The organism is Achromobacter sp. DH1f (assembly GCF_000633435.1).
GTDB lineage: Bacteria > Pseudomonadota > Gammaproteobacteria > Burkholderiales > Burkholderiaceae_B > Achromobacter > Achromobacter deleyi.
Map to the genome: position 1 here is coordinate 129,002 of NZ_AYMF01000038.1, position 16,558 is coordinate 145,559.

General features: G+C 65.9%; 16 protein-coding genes. 6 read left to right on the top strand and 10 right to left on the bottom strand.

Annotated features, from left to right (window positions below; translation table 11 throughout):
• The first annotated feature begins 19 nt into the window (after window positions 1-19).
• Complete coding sequence (locus U858_RS0130035) at window positions 20-928, top strand: DMT family transporter (protein ID WP_025140811.1); 909 nt, start codon at window positions 20-22, stop codon at window positions 926-928.
• 66 nt (window positions 929-994) lie between these two features.
• On the opposite strand, the gene U858_RS0130040 is transcribed toward U858_RS0130035, so the two are convergent.
• Together U858_RS0130040 and U858_RS0130045 are read right to left on the bottom strand one after the other, a co-directional pair.
• Window positions 995-1,633 carry a glutathione S-transferase family protein gene (locus tag U858_RS0130040; protein ID WP_025140812.1) on the bottom strand — a complete coding sequence of 213 codons (639 nt, stop codon included), beginning with the start codon at window positions 1,631-1,633 and terminating at the stop codon, window positions 995-997.
• Window positions 1,634-1,638: 5 nt separating this feature from the next.
• A complete protein-coding gene (locus U858_RS0130045; RefSeq protein WP_025140863.1) occupies window positions 1,639-2,817 on the bottom strand; it encodes a PQQ-dependent sugar dehydrogenase in 1,179 nt (392 codons plus the stop codon).
• A gap of 114 nt (window positions 2,818-2,931) precedes the next feature.
• On the opposite strand from U858_RS0130045, the gene U858_RS0130050 reads away from it, so the two are divergent.
• Window positions 2,932-3,546, top strand: coding sequence for a glutathione binding-like protein (locus U858_RS0130050; RefSeq protein ID WP_029954534.1), 615 nt, complete (start codon window positions 2,932-2,934; stop codon window positions 3,544-3,546).
• Here the strand turns inward: U858_RS0130050 and U858_RS0130055 are convergent, their stop codons facing one another.
• Window positions 3,547-4,488 (bottom strand): LysR family transcriptional regulator, encoded by a 942-nt coding sequence (locus U858_RS0130055; protein ID WP_029954537.1) that lies wholly within the window; start codon window positions 4,486-4,488, stop codon window positions 3,547-3,549. It lies immediately after the preceding gene.
• A gap of 168 nt (window positions 4,489-4,656) precedes the next feature.
• Between U858_RS0130055 and U858_RS0130060 the strand changes: the two genes are divergently transcribed.
• Genes U858_RS0130060 through U858_RS0130070 form a run of 3 tightly spaced genes read left to right on the top strand, consistent with a single transcriptional unit; the run spans window position 4,657 to window position 7,914 of the window.
• Window positions 4,657-5,634, top strand: a complete 978-nt coding sequence (locus tag U858_RS0130060; protein ID WP_025140813.1) for a tripartite tricarboxylate transporter substrate binding protein — start codon at window positions 4,657-4,659, stop codon at window positions 5,632-5,634.
• 32 nt (window positions 5,635-5,666) lie between these two features.
• A complete protein-coding gene (locus tag U858_RS0130065; RefSeq protein WP_369797750.1) occupies window positions 5,667-7,178 on the top strand; it encodes an amidohydrolase family protein in 1,512 nt (503 codons plus the stop codon).
• Window positions 7,171-7,914 carry an aspartate/glutamate racemase family protein gene (locus tag U858_RS0130070; protein ID WP_025140815.1) on the top strand — a complete coding sequence of 248 codons (744 nt, stop codon included), beginning with the start codon at window positions 7,171-7,173 and terminating at the stop codon, window positions 7,912-7,914. The genes U858_RS0130065 and U858_RS0130070 overlap by 8 nt, the downstream gene beginning before the upstream one ends.
• A gap of 401 nt (window positions 7,915-8,315) precedes the next feature.
• On the opposite strand, the gene U858_RS0130075 is transcribed toward U858_RS0130070, so the two are convergent.
• From U858_RS0130075 to proC, 7 genes are all read right to left on the bottom strand, one after another.
• Window positions 8,316-9,017, bottom strand: a complete 702-nt coding sequence (locus U858_RS0130075; RefSeq protein ID WP_025140816.1) for an ABC transporter ATP-binding protein — start codon at window positions 9,015-9,017, stop codon at window positions 8,316-8,318.
• Window positions 9,017-9,784, bottom strand: coding sequence for a high-affinity branched-chain amino acid ABC transporter ATP-binding protein LivG (livG, locus tag U858_RS0130080; protein ID WP_025140817.1), 768 nt, complete (start codon window positions 9,782-9,784; stop codon window positions 9,017-9,019). The genes U858_RS0130075 and livG overlap by 1 nt, the downstream gene beginning before the upstream one ends.
• The gene (locus U858_RS0130085) at window positions 9,781-11,016 is read right to left on the bottom strand and encodes a high-affinity branched-chain amino acid ABC transporter permease LivM (protein ID WP_025140818.1); all 1,236 of its coding nucleotides are present in this window, start codon (window positions 11,014-11,016) and stop codon (window positions 9,781-9,783) included. The genes livG and U858_RS0130085 overlap by 4 nt, the downstream gene beginning before the upstream one ends.
• On the bottom strand, window positions 11,016-11,942 hold the full coding sequence (gene livH, locus U858_RS0130090; RefSeq protein WP_025140819.1) for a high-affinity branched-chain amino acid ABC transporter permease LivH: 927 nt from the start codon (window positions 11,940-11,942) through the stop codon (window positions 11,016-11,018). The genes U858_RS0130085 and livH overlap by 1 nt, the downstream gene beginning before the upstream one ends.
• A gap of 195 nt (window positions 11,943-12,137) precedes the next feature.
• Window positions 12,138-13,253, bottom strand: coding sequence for a branched-chain amino acid ABC transporter substrate-binding protein (locus tag U858_RS0130095; protein ID WP_025140820.1), 1,116 nt, complete (start codon window positions 13,251-13,253; stop codon window positions 12,138-12,140).
• 400 nt (window positions 13,254-13,653) lie between these two features.
• Window positions 13,654-14,208: a queuosine precursor transporter gene (locus tag U858_RS0130100; RefSeq protein ID WP_025140821.1), complete on the bottom strand. Its 555-nt coding sequence runs from the start codon at window positions 14,206-14,208 to the stop codon at window positions 13,654-13,656.
• The gene (gene proC, locus U858_RS0130105; RefSeq protein WP_025140822.1) at window positions 14,205-15,038 is read right to left on the bottom strand and encodes a pyrroline-5-carboxylate reductase; all 834 of its coding nucleotides are present in this window, start codon (window positions 15,036-15,038) and stop codon (window positions 14,205-14,207) included. The genes U858_RS0130100 and proC overlap by 4 nt, the downstream gene beginning before the upstream one ends.
• Before the next feature lie 196 nt (window positions 15,039-15,234).
• On the opposite strand from proC, the gene ugpB reads away from it, so the two are divergent.
• The gene (gene ugpB, locus U858_RS0130110; RefSeq protein WP_025140823.1) at window positions 15,235-16,548 is read left to right on the top strand and encodes a sn-glycerol-3-phosphate ABC transporter substrate-binding protein UgpB; all 1,314 of its coding nucleotides are present in this window, start codon (window positions 15,235-15,237) and stop codon (window positions 16,546-16,548) included.
• Window positions 16,549-16,558 lie beyond the last annotated feature (10 nt).

Genomic DNA, 16,558 nt, shown 5'->3' on the forward strand with positions numbered 1-16,558 from the left:
CCGCCCCCGCTGAACCCCGATGTCTTCCACCACCGTCTTTCCCGCCACCCGCAATCACTCCGCCGCCGCCGGCATCGCCTGCGTCATCGGCGGCATCTTCTTCCTGACGCTCAGCGACGCCAACGCCAAATGGCTCGGCACGAACTACAACCCGCTGCAGATCCTGTTCCTGCGCGCCCTCATTGCCCTGCCCTTCGTCACCGCGCTCGCCATCGGCCTGGGCGGACGCCGCGTGCTGCGCACCGCGCACCCCGGCCTGCACCTCACGCGGGGCGCTATCAACGTCGTCTCGGCCTGTTGCTTCTACCTGGGGTTGCGCGCCTTGCCGCTGGCCGAGGCCACCGCCATCGCCTTTGCCGCGCCCCTGTTCGTCACCGCCCTGTCCGTGCTGATCCTGAAAGAACGCGTCGACGCCAAGCGCTGGCTGGCCGTGCTGGCCGGCTTTGTCGGCGTGCTCATCATCGTGCGTCCCGGCACCGATGCCTTCCAGGCGGCCACCCTGCTGCCCTTGACCACCGCGCTGCTCTACGCCGTCATGATGATCACCGCGCGCGGCATCAGCCATGGCGAGGGCATGCTCACCACCACCTTCTACATCGTCGCGGGGCAATTGGTGTGCAGCGCCGTCGGGCTGCCGTGGGTGTGGCACACGCCGGCCCTGGCCGACCTGCCGTACTTCGCTGCCGTGGCGCTCTTCAGCACGCTGGGCCTGGCGCTCATCACGCAGGGCTTTCGCATCGCGCCCGCGTCCGTCGTGGCGCCCTTCGACTACACCGGATTGATCTGGGCCACGCTACTGGGCTGGATCTTCTGGCGCGAGGCGCCCGATGCCTACGCCTACCTGGGCGCGTTGTTCATTGCCGGCAGCGGCGTGTACATCGCGCTGCGCGAAGCCCATGGCTCGCGCAAGCGCCGCGCCAAGGCGTAGCGCAAAACCGCGCGATCAAGGAAATACCGGCAGCGGCGCCGACCGCCGCTGCCGAACGCCGAAACGCTACTCCGTCAACGGCGGGAAATTGCGTGCCAGCACCCGCGCCACGTTCGGCTCCTGCGCCGCCTGACGCGCCACCGCGCTCAGGGCCGGGCAATTTGCCTCGAACCAGGCGCGGCCCGGACGCCAGTGCGTCATCACCGTCACGTACAGGTCCAGCGCCGAAAAGCGGCGGCCCAGCATGTGCGGCGTGCCGGCCTGGCGTTCCAGTTCCAGCCACAGCTCGGCCCGCCGCATATGGATGCGCTCGCGCAGCAGATCGGCCGGCGCGCCCGGCGTGGTCCATTGCGCAGGGTCATCGCCGAACGTGAACGTCGGGTAGACCGCCGCCACCAGCCGCACCAGCAGGTTCAGGAAATGCGCGCGTTCCGGCTTGTTGGCCTCGGGCGCCAGGCCGGCCTGCGGCGCCACGTCATGCAGGTGCAGCACCATTGCCGCGCTTTCCGTCATCACCTCGCCGTCGGGCGTGATCAGCGTAGGCACCTGGCCCAGCGGATTCAGGTGCAGCAGCCGGTCGCGCTCGGCCCCCGGCTTCAGGTAGGGCACGTCCGTCAGCGTGTGCGGCACATTGGCCAGCGCCAACGCCGCCTCGACCACCGCCGAACCGCAGCCCGGCGAACCGATCAATTCATAGGTCTTCATGGCGATCACCCTCCCGTAGGCGCCGGGGCCAACCGCAGCAGCTGGCCCGGCGACGCGTCCGTCAACACATACACATAGCCGTCCGGCCCTTGCCGCACGTCGCGGATACGGGCCTTGCGGTCGACCAGCAACTGTTCTTCGGCCACTACCTTGTCGCCATCCAGCGTCAGGCGGATCAGGTTCTGGTTCGCCAGCGCGCCGATGAAGAGCGAATGGCGCCAGGCCGGAAAGCGGTCGGCGTTGTAGAACGCCATGCCGCTGATCGCCGGCGACTTGGCCCACCAGTACAGCGGCGGCTCCATGCCGGGCAGCGTCTCGCCCTTGGCCTCGGGGATCGGCTGGCCCGAATAATTGATGCCGTAAGTCGCCAACGGCCAGCCGTAGTTCTTGCCCGGCTGCACCAGGTTGATTTCATCGCCGCCGCGCGGCCCGTGTTCGTTTTCCCACAGCGCGCCGGTCCAGGGATTGAGCGCCATGCCCTGCGGGTTGCGATGGCCGTACGACCAGATCTCGGGTCGCGCGCCGGCCTGGCCCACGAAGGGGTTGTCGGTCGGCACCGAGCCGTCCACCTTCAGCCGCACCACCTTGCCCTGCAGCTTGTCCAGGTCTTGCGCGGTCGGGCGCTGGTTGTTCTCGCCCAGCGAGATGAACAGATAGCCCTTGCCGTCGAACACCAGGCGCGAGCCGAAATGCAGGCCCTCGGACAGCTTGGGGGCTTGCCGGAACAGCACCTTGAAGTCCTGCAACCCGCTGCCATCGGCGGCGAGCTTGCCGCGGCCTACCGCGGTGCCGCTGCGCTTGCCGTCGGACTCGGCATACGACAGGTACACATAGCGGTCCTGCGCGAAATCCGGCGACAACGCCACGTCCAGCAGTCCGCCCTGGCCTTGCGCGGCGACCTTGGGCACGCCCGTCAAGGGCTTGGACAGGCCGCCCGGCGTGCGCAGCAGCCGCAGGCTGCCGGAACGTTCGGTGATCAGCATCCCGCCTTCGGGCAAAAAGGCCATCGACCAGGGATTGGACAAGCCGCCCACCACGACAGTGACCTGCGCGGCCACCGCGGGCGGTTGATCGGGACTCTTGACAGGCGTGGCCCAGGCGCTTGCCGCGAAGCACGCGGAACCCGCCAGGGCAAAGGTGAAAGTGGACAAGGCGCGACGAGTCGCGGATAGGCGTTGCGGCATGGACGTCTCCGGCGGCTGTGTGGGGTGCGGCGGTACGCAACGGCGCGTGGCGGTGGCGTACCATAGGCGCAAAGAGCGGCGGCTTCCGCTCTTTCTCCAAGGAGTCAACCTTACATGAAACTGTACTACATGCCCGGCGCGTGCTCGCTCGCGTCCCACATCGTCCTGGAATGGATCGGCAAGCCCTACGACACCCACAAGCTCAGCCGCGATGAACTGAAGGGCCCCGAGTTCCTGAAGGTCAATCCGCTGGGCGCCGTGCCTGCGCTGGTCGACGGCGACTTCGCCCTGACCCAGAACATCGCCATTCTCGAATATCTGGCCGAACAAGCCCCCCAAAGCAAGCTGCTGGGCGATGGCTCGGCGCATTCGCGCGCCGACGTGCGCCGCTGGCTGGGTTTCATCAACTCGGACATCCACAAGACGTTCTCGATGATCTTCGGCGCGCAGCGCTACCTGAACGACGAAGGTCCGCAGCGCGAACTGGCCGCCTCGGCGTCCAAGCAGCTGACGCGCCTGTTCGCCCTGCTCGACGCCCAGCTCGCCAAGAAGCCCTACCTGGCCGGCGCCGAGCCGTCGGTGGCCGATGCCTACCTGTACGTGGTGCTGCGCTGGGCGCACGCCAAGCAGGTCGACCTGTCGGGGCAAGACCACCTGGCCGCGTTCTTTGCGCGCATGCAGGAAAACAGCGGCGTCAAGGCTGCGCTCAAGGCCGAAGGCCTGGAGTAATCAGACCGGCGCGGCGGTTTCCAGGACCTTCTTCACGGCGGCCAGGAAACGCCGCGCCAGCAAGGGCGGCGCGCTCAGGTTCGAGTGCGTCGCCCACACCTCGACGCTGGCTGCCGGCGCAATCGGCCGCAGCACCATGTGCTCGGTCTGGTCCGGCGACACGCACCAGGCGTCCACCAACGCCGGCCCCAACCCCTGCTGCACGAACGAACACGCCGTGACCGGCGAATGCACCTCGACCGCCGCCGCGCAGGCCGGCCCGGCGCCGAAGAACGACTGCAACGCGCGCCCCAGCGGCGTATCGCGCGGATAGCCGATCCAGGCCGCTGACACGAAATCTTCGGGATGCACCACCTCGTGCTCGGCCAGCGGATGCCCCTTGGGCAGCGCACAGATCACCGGCACGGTGGCCAGCTTCACCGACGTCAGGTTGGGATGGTCGGGCGGCTGCATCGAAATGCCGATATCCGCCTGGCCCGACAGGAAATACGCTGCCAGTTCATCGAACGTGACGCTGCGGTAGTCCACCCGCGCATCCGCATTGCGGTCGCGAAAGCGCCCCAGCGCCAGCGGCACCAGGCGCTGCCCGTAGCTGGCGCTGGCCACCACCTTGAGCATGCCCGCGCCGGATTGCCCCAGGCTGGCCGCCAGGTCGTTCACCCGTTCGATGCCGCCATACACCTGCTCGACTTCGGCATACAGCCGCCGCGCCTCGGCCGTGGGCGACAAGCGGCTTTTCACCCGCTCGAACAGCCGATAGCCCAGCCGGCTTTCGGTCAGCGCAAGCACCCGGCTCACGGCCGGCTGCGACACGTGCAGCATGCGGCCCGCGCCGCTGATCGAGCCGGCCATCATGATCGCGCGAAACACTTCGATCTGGCGCAGGTTCAACGGCCGGCCGGCACTGGGCCCGACCTCGTCGACAAACGCGTCCACATCCATTTTTTCCCCTTGCACCGGTTCTCTCGACAGGGCCTCGAACGGGCCCTGGACATCACAACCATCGATAACGGCGGATTATAGGTTTTCGACATTTTTCGATGACGCACTGCGGCAAACCCGGTGCTAATCTGCCCGCCTCCACACAACAAAACAAGGGGAATTTCCACCATGCAACGCTCTGTCTTTCGCAGCCTCGCCGCCTTGGCACTGACCGCCACCTTTGCCGGCAGCGCGCTGGCCGGCGCCTATCCCGACCACCCGATCACCTTCATCGTGCCGTCAGCCGCCGGCGGCTCGCCCGACGTGCTGTCGCGCCTGATCACCACCCAGCTGTCCAAGAACACCGGCGCCACCCTGGTCGTCGAAAATCGTCCCGGCGCCGCCGGCAACATCGGCATCGCCCTGGTCAAGCGCGCCGCCGCCGACGGCTACACCGTCGGCTATGGCAACATCAACACGCTGGCGGTCAACCGCTCGCTGTTCAAGCGCCTGCCCTACGACGTCGACCAGGACCTGGCCCCCGTCGCCCACATGTTCGACCTGTACAACGCCCTGATCGTGCCCGCCGACTCCCCCGTCAAGAGCGTGCAGGACCTGATCGACCGCGCCCGCAAGGAACCCGGCCGCCTGTCCTACGGCGCGTCCGGCGTCGGCACCACCGGCCACATGGGCGGCGAACTGTTCAAGAGCATGGCCAAAGTCGACGTCATGTTCATCCCCTACAACGGCGGCCCCGCCGCCATCCAGGACCTGCTGGGCGGCCGCCTGGACTACCTGTTCGTCAACACGTCCGAAGCCGCGCCGCTGGTCAAGAGCGGCAAGGTCCGCGCCATCGGCGTCAGCAGCCTGAAGCGCCTGTCGCTCATGCCCGACGTGCCCACCCTGGACGAAGCCGGCCTGAAGGGCTATGAAACCGTGGCCTGGGGCGGCGTCGTCGCCCCCAAGGGCACCCCGCCCGACGTACTCGCCAAGCTCAACGCCGACATCCAGCAAGCCCTGCAGGCCCCCGAAGTGCGCACCGGCCTGGAAACCCTGGGCGCCGTACCCGCCACCGGCTCGCCCGAAGAATTCAAGCAGCTGATCGACCGCGAAACCGCCAAGTGGAAGCAGATCATCGAATCCGCCGGCATCGAGAAACTGGACTGAACCCCGCCCCACCGCCCATGACCGACACATCCATGAACGATCGCGCCCCCGCCGCTGCATCCCGCAAGGACCGTGAACCCTTGCAGGCCGATTTCATCGTGGCGGGCGCCACGCTCATCGACGGCACGGGCGGCCCCGGCTGCCCGGGCGACCTGGCGGTGCGGGACGGCCGCATCGTGGCCGTGGGCGCCTTCGACCATCCGCCCGGCGCGCGCGTCATCGCTGCCGCCGGCATGGCGCTCGCGCCCGGCTTCATCGACTCGCACACCCACGACGACGGCTACCTGCTCGCGCACCCCGACATGCTGCCCAAGGTCTCGCAGGGCATCACCACCGTCGTCACCGGCAACTGCGGCATCAGCCTGGCGCCCCTGTCGCGCCAGGACATCCCCCAGCCGCTGGACCTGCTCGGCCCCACCGAACTGTTTCGCTATCCCACCTTCCGCGCCTGGATCGACGCCCTGGCCGACACGCCAGCCGCCGTCAACGTCATCCCGCTCGTCGGCCACACCACCCTGCGCGTCGCCGTCATGGACGACACCTCGCGCGCCGCCAACGACGCCGAACGCCAGGCCATGCGCGCCCTGCTGCAAGAAGCCCTGGACGCCGGCGCCTTCGGCGTCTCCACCGGCACCTTCTACCCGCCCGCCAGCGCCGCACCCACCGACGAAATCATCGACGTCTGCCGGCCGCTGCGCGGCCGCCCAGGCGCCCTCTACGCCACTCACCTGCGCGACGAAGCCGACCACATCGTGCCGGCCATGGAAGAGGCCCTGCTCATCGGCCGCGAACTCGACTGCCGCGTCGTCTTCTCGCACCACAAGCTGGCCGGCGAACGCAACCACGGCCGCAGCCGCGAAACCCTGGACCTCATCAGCCGCGCCGCCGCCCGCCAGCCCGTCTGCCTGGACTGCCACCCCTACCCGGCTACCTCCACCATGCTGCGGCTGGACCGCGCCCGCCTGGCCAGCCGCACCATGATCACCTGGTCCAAGGGCTACCCCGCCGCCACCGGCCGCGACTTCAGCGACGTCATGGCCGAACTCGGCCTGGACGACGAAGCCGCCCTGGCCCGCCTGGCCCCCGCCGGCGCCATCTACTTCCTGATGGACCCCGCCGACGTCAACCGCATCTTCAGCCATCCGCTGACCATGGTCGGCTCCGACGGCCTGCCCTTCGACCCCCATCCGCACCCGCGCCAATGGGGCACCTTCACCAACGTGCTGCGCACCCTGGTGCGCGAACAACGCCTGCTCTCCCTCGAAGCCGCCATCCACAAAATGACCGGCCTGGCCGCCGCCCAGTACGGCCTGGCCGGGCGCGGCCTGCTGTGCGAGGGGTATCATGCTGACCTGGTGCTGTTCGATCCCGCCAACGTCACAGACACGGCCACTTTTTCAGCTCCCATTCAGGCAAGCCGCGGCATCCACCACGTGTGGGTCAACGGCAAACCCGTCTGGGATGGGGAACGAACCGGCACCGAACGCCCGGGCCAGGTTCTGTCGCCCGGGAATGCAATACCTTGGAGTCAACAAAGTGAATAGCTATTCCCAGGGCTGTTACCTGGGTGTTTTGGGCGGCATGGGCCCCATGGCCGGCGCCGCCTTCGCGCTCCGCCTCGCGGCGCTCACCCCCGCCGACGCGGACCAGCAACACATCCCCACCCTGCTGCGCAACGATCCCCGCATCCCCGATCGCTCCAGCGCCTACATGGCCGGCGGCGAAAACCCCTTGCCCTACATGGTCGAAGGCGTGCGCTTCCTCGAACGCGCCGGCGCCCAGCTCATCGCTATCCCCTGCAACACCGCCCACCTCTGGTACGACGAAATCGCCGCGTCCACCCAGCGCCCGGTCCTGCACATCATCCGCGCCGTCATCGACGACCTGCGCCGCCTAGGCCTGCCCACAGGCCGCATCGGCCTCATGGGCACCGCCGCCACGCTCAAGCTCGGCCTGTACCAACGCCACCTGGAAGCCGAAGGCTACGAGTGCATCGTCCCCGACGACGACGAAGTCGAACGCTATTGCATGGCCTCCATCCGCGCCGTCAAAGGCAACCGCCTGGAAGCCGCCTACGCCCCCGCCGCCGACGGCATCGCCCGCCTGAAGGCTCGCGGCGCCGACGCCGTCGTCCTGGGCTGCACCGAACTCCCCCTGGCCGTCCCCCACGCGCTGCGCCCCAGCCTGGGCATCACGCTGACCGACTCGATCGACGCCCTGGCCCGCGCCGCCATCGCACACTACCTCGCCGACCAGCCCGAGCACCGCATCGCGGCCTGACGCAAACGCGCAGCGACCAGCGCCACGACGCCCGACGAAACGTATGCCGGGAGCCGGCCGCCCGCGCGGCCGGTCCCGGCGGGCAACGCAAATCCCCCACGCACCCCTCGGTCCAGCAGCGCCACAAACCTCGAAACCCGTAGCCCTGGGTGGCCGGCGTACCCCGATCGCGCGCCGTCGATGCGCCCGAGGGAATCTGAAGGAGGAGCCGAAGGCTCGGACGAAGATGACGAGGGGGAAGTCCGGAGCGAAGGCTCCGGACCGCAATCGTTGGCGCGCGATCGGGGTACGCCGGCCACCCAGGGCGACCTACGAAGCACACAACGCACCCAAAAAAAAGGCGCACTCTCACGAGATACGCCCAATTTCCCTTCGCGGGGAATAAACCAAAACCCGAAAGATCAGCCGCCCAGATAAGCCTTACGCACCTGATCATTGACCAACAGATTCGCCCCAGTATCCTGCAGTACGACGCGCCCGTTCTCCAACACGTATCCGCGATCCGCCACCTGCAGCGCCTTATTGGCATTCTGCTCAACCAGGAACACCGTCACGCCCTGCTCCCGGATCTCACGAATGATGTCGAAAATCTGCGCGATCACCAGCGGCGCCAACCCCAGCGTAGGCTCGTCCAGCAGCAACAACCGAGGCCGCGTCATCAACGCCCGCCCGATCGCCAGCATCTGCTGCTCGCCCCCCGACATCAGCCCCGCCCGCTGCGCCGCGCGTTCCTTCAGCCGCGGAAACAGCCCATACACGTGATCGATCCCTGCCTGGATCTCGTCACGCTTCAGGAAAAAGCCGCCCATCATCAGGTTCTCGGCCACCGTCAGGTCCTTGAACACCCGCCGCCCTTCCGGCGAAATGGCGATGCCATTGCGCATGATGTGGTGGGTATCCCGGTTCGTGATGTCCTCGCCTTCGAACGTGATCTTGCCTTCCTTGGCGCGCGGATTCCCGCAGACCGTCATCAGCAACGTCGTCTTGCCGGCGCCGTTCGCGCCGATCAGCGTCACGATCTCGCCCTTGTTCACATCCACCGACACCCCGTTCAGCGCCTGGATCGCGCCGTAGAACGTGTGTATGTTTTCCAGCTTAAGCATCATTCCTCCCCCAGATACGCCTTGATGACGCGCTCGTCGTTGCGCACCTGCTCGGGGGTGCCGGTCGTAATCGGCTTGCCGTGCTCCATCACCAGAATGCGGTCCGAAATGCCCATGATCAGGCTCATATCGTGCTCGATCAGCAGCACCGCCACGCCGAACTCGCGGCGCAGCTGGTCGATCAGCGACTGCAGATCGCGCTTTTCCTGCGGGTTCAGGCCCGCCGCCGGCTCGTCCAGCATCAACAGGCGTGGCTTCGTGATCATGCAGCGCGCGATCTCAAGCCGGCGCTGGTGGCCGTAAGCCAGATTGCCCGCCTCGCGGTTCGCATACTCGCGCAGCCCCATGAAATCCAGCCACTGCGCCGCGCGCGCCAGCGCATCGGCTTCCGACTGGCGGTAGGACTTCAGCTTGAGCAGCCCCGGCAGCAGCCGCGACTCCACCTGCGTATGTTGCGCCACCAGCAGGTTTTCCAGCACCGTCAGCTGCTTGAACAGCCGCACGTTCTGGAACGTGCGCACCAGCCCGTGGCGCGCCACCTTGTGGCTGGGCAGGCCCGTGATGGACTTGCCGTCCATCACGATATCGCCCGCCGTCGGGGCGTAGAAACCGCCCACGCAGTTGAACACCGTGGTCTTGCCGGCCCCGTTCGGGCCGATGATGGCGAACACCTCGTCGGATTTGACTTCGAACGCCACGCTGTCCACGGCCAGCAGGCCGCCGAATCGCATGGTCAGTCCGGATACCTTCAGCAATGCCTCGCTCATTTAGCCAGCTCCACGTGGGGACGCTTCATGGGCAACAACCCCTGCGGACGCCACATCATCATCAATACCATCACCAGACCGAACATCAGCATCCGGTACTCGGCGAACTCGCGCGCCAGCTCGGGCAGCACCGTCAGCAGGATGGCCGCGAGAATCACGCCCACCTGCGACCCCATGCCGCCCAGCACCACGATCGCCAGGATCAGCGCCGACTCGATGAAGGTGAAGGATTCCGGGTTCACCATGCCCTGGCGGGCCGCGAAGAACGCGCCGCCGAAACCGGCGAAGGTGGCGCCCAGCGTGAACGCGGACAGCTTGATGCGGGTCGGGTTCAGCCCCAGCGAGCGGCAGGCGATCTCGTCCTCGCGCAGCGCTTCCCAGGCGCGGCCGACCGGCATGCGGATCAGGCGCGTCGAAACGAACAGCGTCACCAGCGCCAGCAGCAGCGCCATCATGTACAGATAGATCACCATGTGCTGGTTCTGGAACGTCAGGCCGAAGAAGTCATGGAACGTCGTGCCCCCTTCCGTGCTGGCGCGACGCGTCATTTCCAGGCCGAACACCGACGGCTTCGGAATGCCCGAGATACCGTCCGGACCGCCCGTCAGCGTGTTCAGGTTGATCAGCAGCAGGCGGATCATTTCGCCGAAGCCCAGCGTCACGATCGCCAGGTAGTCGCCGCGCAGGCGCAGCACCGGAAAGCCCAGCACGAAGCCGAACAGCGCGGCCATCGCGCCCGAGAACGGCAGCGCTTCCCAGAAGCTCCAGCCGCCCCAGTGGTACAGCAAGGCGTAGGTATAGGCGCCCACGGCATAAAAGCCCACGAAGCCCAGGTCCAGCAGCCCGGCAAAGCCCACCACGATGTTCAGGCCCAGGCCCAGCATCACGTAGATCAGCACCAGCGTGGCGATGTCCACCGAACTGCGGCCGGCGAAGAACGGCCAGGTGACCGCCACCGCCAGGATCAGGAACATCAGCAGCTTGTTGCTCTTGGCCGGCGCCGACGGCAGCGTCGGCAGGCCCGTCTTCAATTTCTGGAACGGCTTGGCGATCCAGGGACGCAACAGCTGGAACACGAACACGACCGCGGCGGCCAGGGCCACCAGCGACCAGTGCGATTCCATCGACGTGCGGGCGCCCTGGCGGATCAGTTGCAGGCCGAAGACGGGGGTGACGATGACCGCGGTCAGCACCGCCGCCATCGTGGCGTTTTTCAGGTTGTTGTTCGACATCAGACTTTTTCCACCTCAGGTTTGCCCAACAGCCCGGTGGGACGGAACAGCAGGATCAGGACCAGCAGCGAAAACGCCACGATGTCCTTGTACTGCGACGAGATATAGGCTGCCGCGAACGTTTCGGCCAGGCCCAGCAACACGCCACCCAGCATGGCGCCGGGGATGCTGCCGATGCCGCCCAGCACCGCTGCCGTAAAGGCCTTGATGCCGGCCAGGAAGCCGATGAAGGGATTGAGCTTGCCGATGGTGATGGCGATCAGCACGCCGCCCACCGCCGCCAGGATCGCGCCCATCACGAACGTGAACGAGATCACGCGGTTGGTGTCGATGCCCAGCAGGTTGGCCATGTGCATGTCCTGCGAGCAGGCGCGAGAGGCACGGCCCATGCGGGAATACTTGATGAACAGCGTCAGGGCCACCATCAGCACCACGGTCACCAGGATGATCATGATGCGCGAATACGGCACCGTCACATCGAAGTCGGTGCCCATGTGGAACTGCACCGCGCCGGACACCAGCGACGGCACCGCCATGTCGCGCGCCCCCTGGCCCAGGGCAACCCAGTTCTGCAGGAAGATCGACATGCCGATGGCCGAGATCAGCGCCACCAGCCGGGGGCTGCCTCGCACGGGCCGGTAGGCCACGCGTTCGACCGAGAAACCGTAGATGCCGGTAACGGTGATGGCCACGAGCAGCATGGCCGCGATGATGAACGGTACCGGCAGGCCGCTGCCTGTGCCGATGGCCGTCAAGGTGACCAGGCCGACATAGGCACCGATCATGTAGATTTCGCCGTGAGCGAAGTTGATCATACCGATGATGCCGTAGACCATTGTGTAGCCGATGGCAATCAACGCGTAGATCGCGCCCAGAGACAATCCATTGAAGAATTGCTGGGTAAGTTGGGGTATGAGGTCGGACATTATTTCTCTTGCTCCAAATAGTTCCGGCTCCGGTAGAGAGACCCGGAGCCGGAAACCTGGGCGTATTTTATAAGGGCCTGTCATCAGCGTCTGCCGGCCGCACAGCGCTTTTGGCGCATCGCTACGCGGATTACGGCACAACGACAACGACAGGCCCTTCACGCCGGCAACCGCGCCGGCGACAATCGCGGGAGTTTACAGCTGGGTCTTCTTGCCGTTCTTGTCCCATTTGTAAACGGCGAACTCGAAGTTCTTCAGATCGCCCTTGGCGTCGTACTCGACCTTGCCGATGCCGGTGTTGAAGGTGGTCTTGTGCATGTAGTCAGCCACCTTGGCGGGGTCTTCGCCCACCGCGGTGATGCTGTCGGCCAGGATCTGGACGGCGGCATAGGCCGGCATCTGGAAGGCGCCGTCCGGATCGCGCTTGGCGTCCTTGAAGGCCTTGACGATGCTTTCGTTGCCCGGCAGCTTGGTGAAGTCGGCGGGCAGCGTGACCAGCAGGCCTTCGATGGCCGGACCGGCGATGGCCACCAGGTCCTGGTTGGCCGTGCCTTCCGGACCCATGAACTGGACCTTCAGGCCCTGTTCACGCGACTGGCGCAGCAAGAGGCCCAGTTCGGGGTGGTAGCCGCCGAAGTAGACCAGGTCGACGCCGGCCGACTTGAGCTTGGTGATGATGGCCGAGTAGTCGCTGTCGCCGACGTTGATGCCTTCGAACAGCGCAACGTTCACGCCTTCCTTGGTCAGGGTGTCCTTGACCTGGGTGGCCACGCCCGAACCGTAGGTCTGCTTGTCGTGCAGCACGGCGACCTTCTTGGGCTTGAGGGTGTTGGCGATGTAGCGGGCGGCGTACGGACCTTGCTGGTCGTCGCGGCCGATGGTGCGGAAGAAGTAATGCGGCTTGATCGTGTCGGTGACCAGCGGCGACGTGGCGCCCGGGGTGATGCCGACGATGCCTTCCTGTTCGTAGACGTTCACGGCGGCCACGGTCACGCCCGAGCACGCATGGGCCACGGCGAACTTGGCGCCGGAGTTGACCACGCGGTTGGCGGCCGGCACGGCCTGCTTGGGTTCGCAGCCGTCGTCGATCAGGATGGGTTCGAGCTTTTTGCCCTTGACGCCGCCCTTGGCGTTGATGGTCTCGATGGCCGTCAGCGCGCCAGCCTGGATCTGGTCGCCGTACTGGGTGTTGGGACCCGTCATGGGTTGCGGGATGCCGATCTTGATCGTATCGGCGGCGTGCACGGAACCTGCCAGGGCAAGCGCCCCAAATGCCATAGCTACCGGGGTAAGGCGATGCAGAAACTTCATGCGGAGTTCTCCAGCAAGGTTGTGAGCGGCTCTGTTCGACCCGGTCTATCAGGTGGATACCCCGAAATCCGCGTCGCCCGTCGCCGGCTTCTTGGGCAAAAACACAGTGTGGGCGGTATTCTGGAAGCAAGCAGACATACTGTCACTGCGTGTAATCCCCAATATTTCACGGCAAACTTTTAATCGTGACGCATTAGTGCGACAAGTGCGTGAAATCACAGGAGAAATCCGCCCGGCGCCTTGGAAAGTCACTGGCGCCGGCGCGAGAATCAGGCTAGATGATTTATATGAATAATCATTAATACGCCGTTTGATTCCGCGTTTTCATACAGTACTTACGCGAGCCTTACGGATAATGATTATCGCGTTAATAATCCAGCGCGATTTTCGAAAATAAAAATCAGGCGTTGGCCGGCTTGGCCAGGTTCCACATCAGCGCGCGGAACGGCGCCAGCATGCTGATGTTGACCACCAGCTTGACCGCCAGGTCGCCCGCCATCCAGGTGACCCACGGCGCGCCGGTGGCGGCAAAGGCCACGCTGAAGAACACGGCGGTATCCAGCACCGCGCCCAGCACGCCGGACACCAGCGGCGCGCGCCACCAGCGCTGGTCGCGCAGGCGGTCGAACACCTGGATGTCGACCAGTTGCGCGCAGATGTACGCCAGGCCCGAGGCCAGCGCGATGCGCGGCGAGGCCACCCACACGGACACCGCCAGCGCCGCGGCAAAGCCGAACCAGGCCACGCGCCGGGCGGCGGCCGGACCGAAACGGCGGTTCAGTACGTCGGTCACCAGGAACGCCACCGGGTACGACAGGCCGCCCCAGGTCAGCCAGTCGTTCAGCGGCACCTGCACCAGGATGTTCGAGCCCACCACCACCAGCAGCATGCACAGCACGGCAATGCCGAACTGCGCCCGGCTCATGGGCGCGAAGCGCGAGACCGCCTGGTTCATTTGCCGAACTCCTCGGCCAGCTCGCGCGAACGGCGCGCAGCCGCGGCCATGGCGTCTTCGACGATGCCGGCAAAGCCCGCGGCATTGAACGCGGCCAGCGCCGCGGCGGTGGTGCCGCCCTTGGACGTGACCCGTTCGCGCAGGACCGAAGGCGGATCGGACGATTCCGCCGCCAGTTTCGTCGCGCCGGCAAACGTGCCCAGCGCCAGCTGGCGCGCCTGCTCGGCGGTCAGGCCGACCTTCTGGCCGCCCGCGATCAGGGCTTCGAGAAACAGGAACACATACGCCGGACCGCTGCCGGACAGCGCCGTCACGGCGTCCAGCGCCGCGTCGTCGGCCACCCAGACCACCTCGCCCACGCTGCCCAGCAACGTGGCGGCCAATTCGCGATCTTCCTGCCCCACCCCGTCCAGCGCGGCCAGGCCCGTGATGCCGGCGCCGACCAGCGCGGGCGTGTTGGGCATGCAGCGCACCAGGCGGCGCCACGGCGCGCCCGGCTCACCCAGCCAACCGGCCAGCGTATCGGCGCGAATGCCGGCCGCCACGCTTACCACCAACGTGTCGTCGCGCAACCACTGACGCGTGGAAGCCACAACGTCTTTCATGTTCTGTGGCTTGACCGCGAACACCCAAACGCGGCAGGCCGCCAGGGCCTCGCCGGGGGCCGTCGCGGTGGTCATGCCGCGGGCCTGCCAGGCAGCGTGGGAATCCTGGTTAATGTCAATGACATGGATGCTGCCGGCGGGGCATACTTTGCCGGCCAGTCCGGAGGCCAAAGCGGAGGCCATGTTGCCCCCGCCGATGAACGCAATCGAAAGTTCGTTTTTCATAGGATGCGATTGTAAACCGAGGGGCTACCCCTGGAAAAAAAAGAAAATGTTCGTTCGCGCCTGAAACGCGCAATTTGACAGGCGTTTTAAGTGATGTGAAAGTCACGGTTTTGTCACAAACAATTCATAAGGTGACGTGTTTTCCGCGCCCGGACAACCCCGTGCGCGATACACGCCCAACTGGAGGAAACCTCTCATGCGATCCCACCGAATTGCCCTCACCTTTGCCGCCGTCATGGCGGCGTTTGCCGGCGCTTCCGCGCAGGCTGCTACCGAAATCACGTTCTGGCACTCGATGGAAGGTGCGCTGGGCGACCGCGTGAACGGCCTGGTCGAAGAATTCAACAAGAAGAACCCCGACTACCAGGTCAAGGCCGTCTACAAGGGCAACTACGGTGAATCGATGAACGCCGGCATCGCCGCGTTCCGCGCCGGCAACGCGCCGGACATCCTCCAGGTTTTCGAAGTCGGCACCGCCACCATGATGTACGCCAAGGGCGCCATCAAGCCGGTGCAGCAGATGTCGGAAGAAGTCGGCAACCCGATCGATCCGAAGGAATTCATCGGCGCCGTGGCCGGCTACTACTCGTCGGCCGACGGCAAGCTGGTGTCGATGCCCTTCAACAGCTCGACCGTGGTGTTCTACTACAACAAGGACGCCTTCAAGAAGGCCGGCCTGGACGCCGACAAGCCGCCCAAGACCTGGGAAGAGCTGGCCGCCGCCGGCCAGAAGCTGAAGGCCGCCGGCCAGGAATGCGGCTACACCACGTCGTGGCCGTCGTGGGTCCAGCTGGAAACGTTCTCGGCCTGGCATAACGTGCCGTACGCCACCAAGGACAACGGTTTCGGCGGCCTGGACGCCCGCATCGCCATCAACACCCCGCTGCACGTGCGCCACCTGGAAAACCTGGCCAAGCTGGGCAAGGAAGGCATCTTCATGTACGGCGGCCGCGGTGACGAGCCGAACTCGCTGTTCATCAGCGGCAAGTGCGCCATGATCACCGGTTCGTCCGGCCTGCGCGCCAACATCGCCAAGAACGCCAAGTTCGAATTCGGCACCTCGACCGTGCCTTACTACGCCGACGTGCAAGGCGCACCGCAGAACACCATCATCGGCGGCGCTTCGCTGTGGGTCTTCGCCAACAAGAAGCCGGAAACCTACAAGGGCGTGACCGCGTTCTTCAAGTTCCTGGCCAGCCCCGAAATCGCCGCCCGCTGGCACCAGCAGACCGGCTACGTGCCGGTCACCAAGGCCGCCTACGAGCTGACCAAGAAAGACGGTTTCTATGACAAGAACCCGGGCACCGAAGTCGGCGTCAAGCAGCTGAACGTCGAAACCACCGCGCAATCGCGTGGCCTGCGCCTGGGCTTCCTGCCGCAGATCCGTGAAATCGAAGACGCTGAAATCGAACGCATCGTGTCCGGCAAGGTTGCGGCCAAGGATGGCGCCGAGAACATCGTCAAGCGCGGCAACGAACTGCTGGAAAAGTTCGAGAAGAGTGTAAAGTAACGCCCTTTCC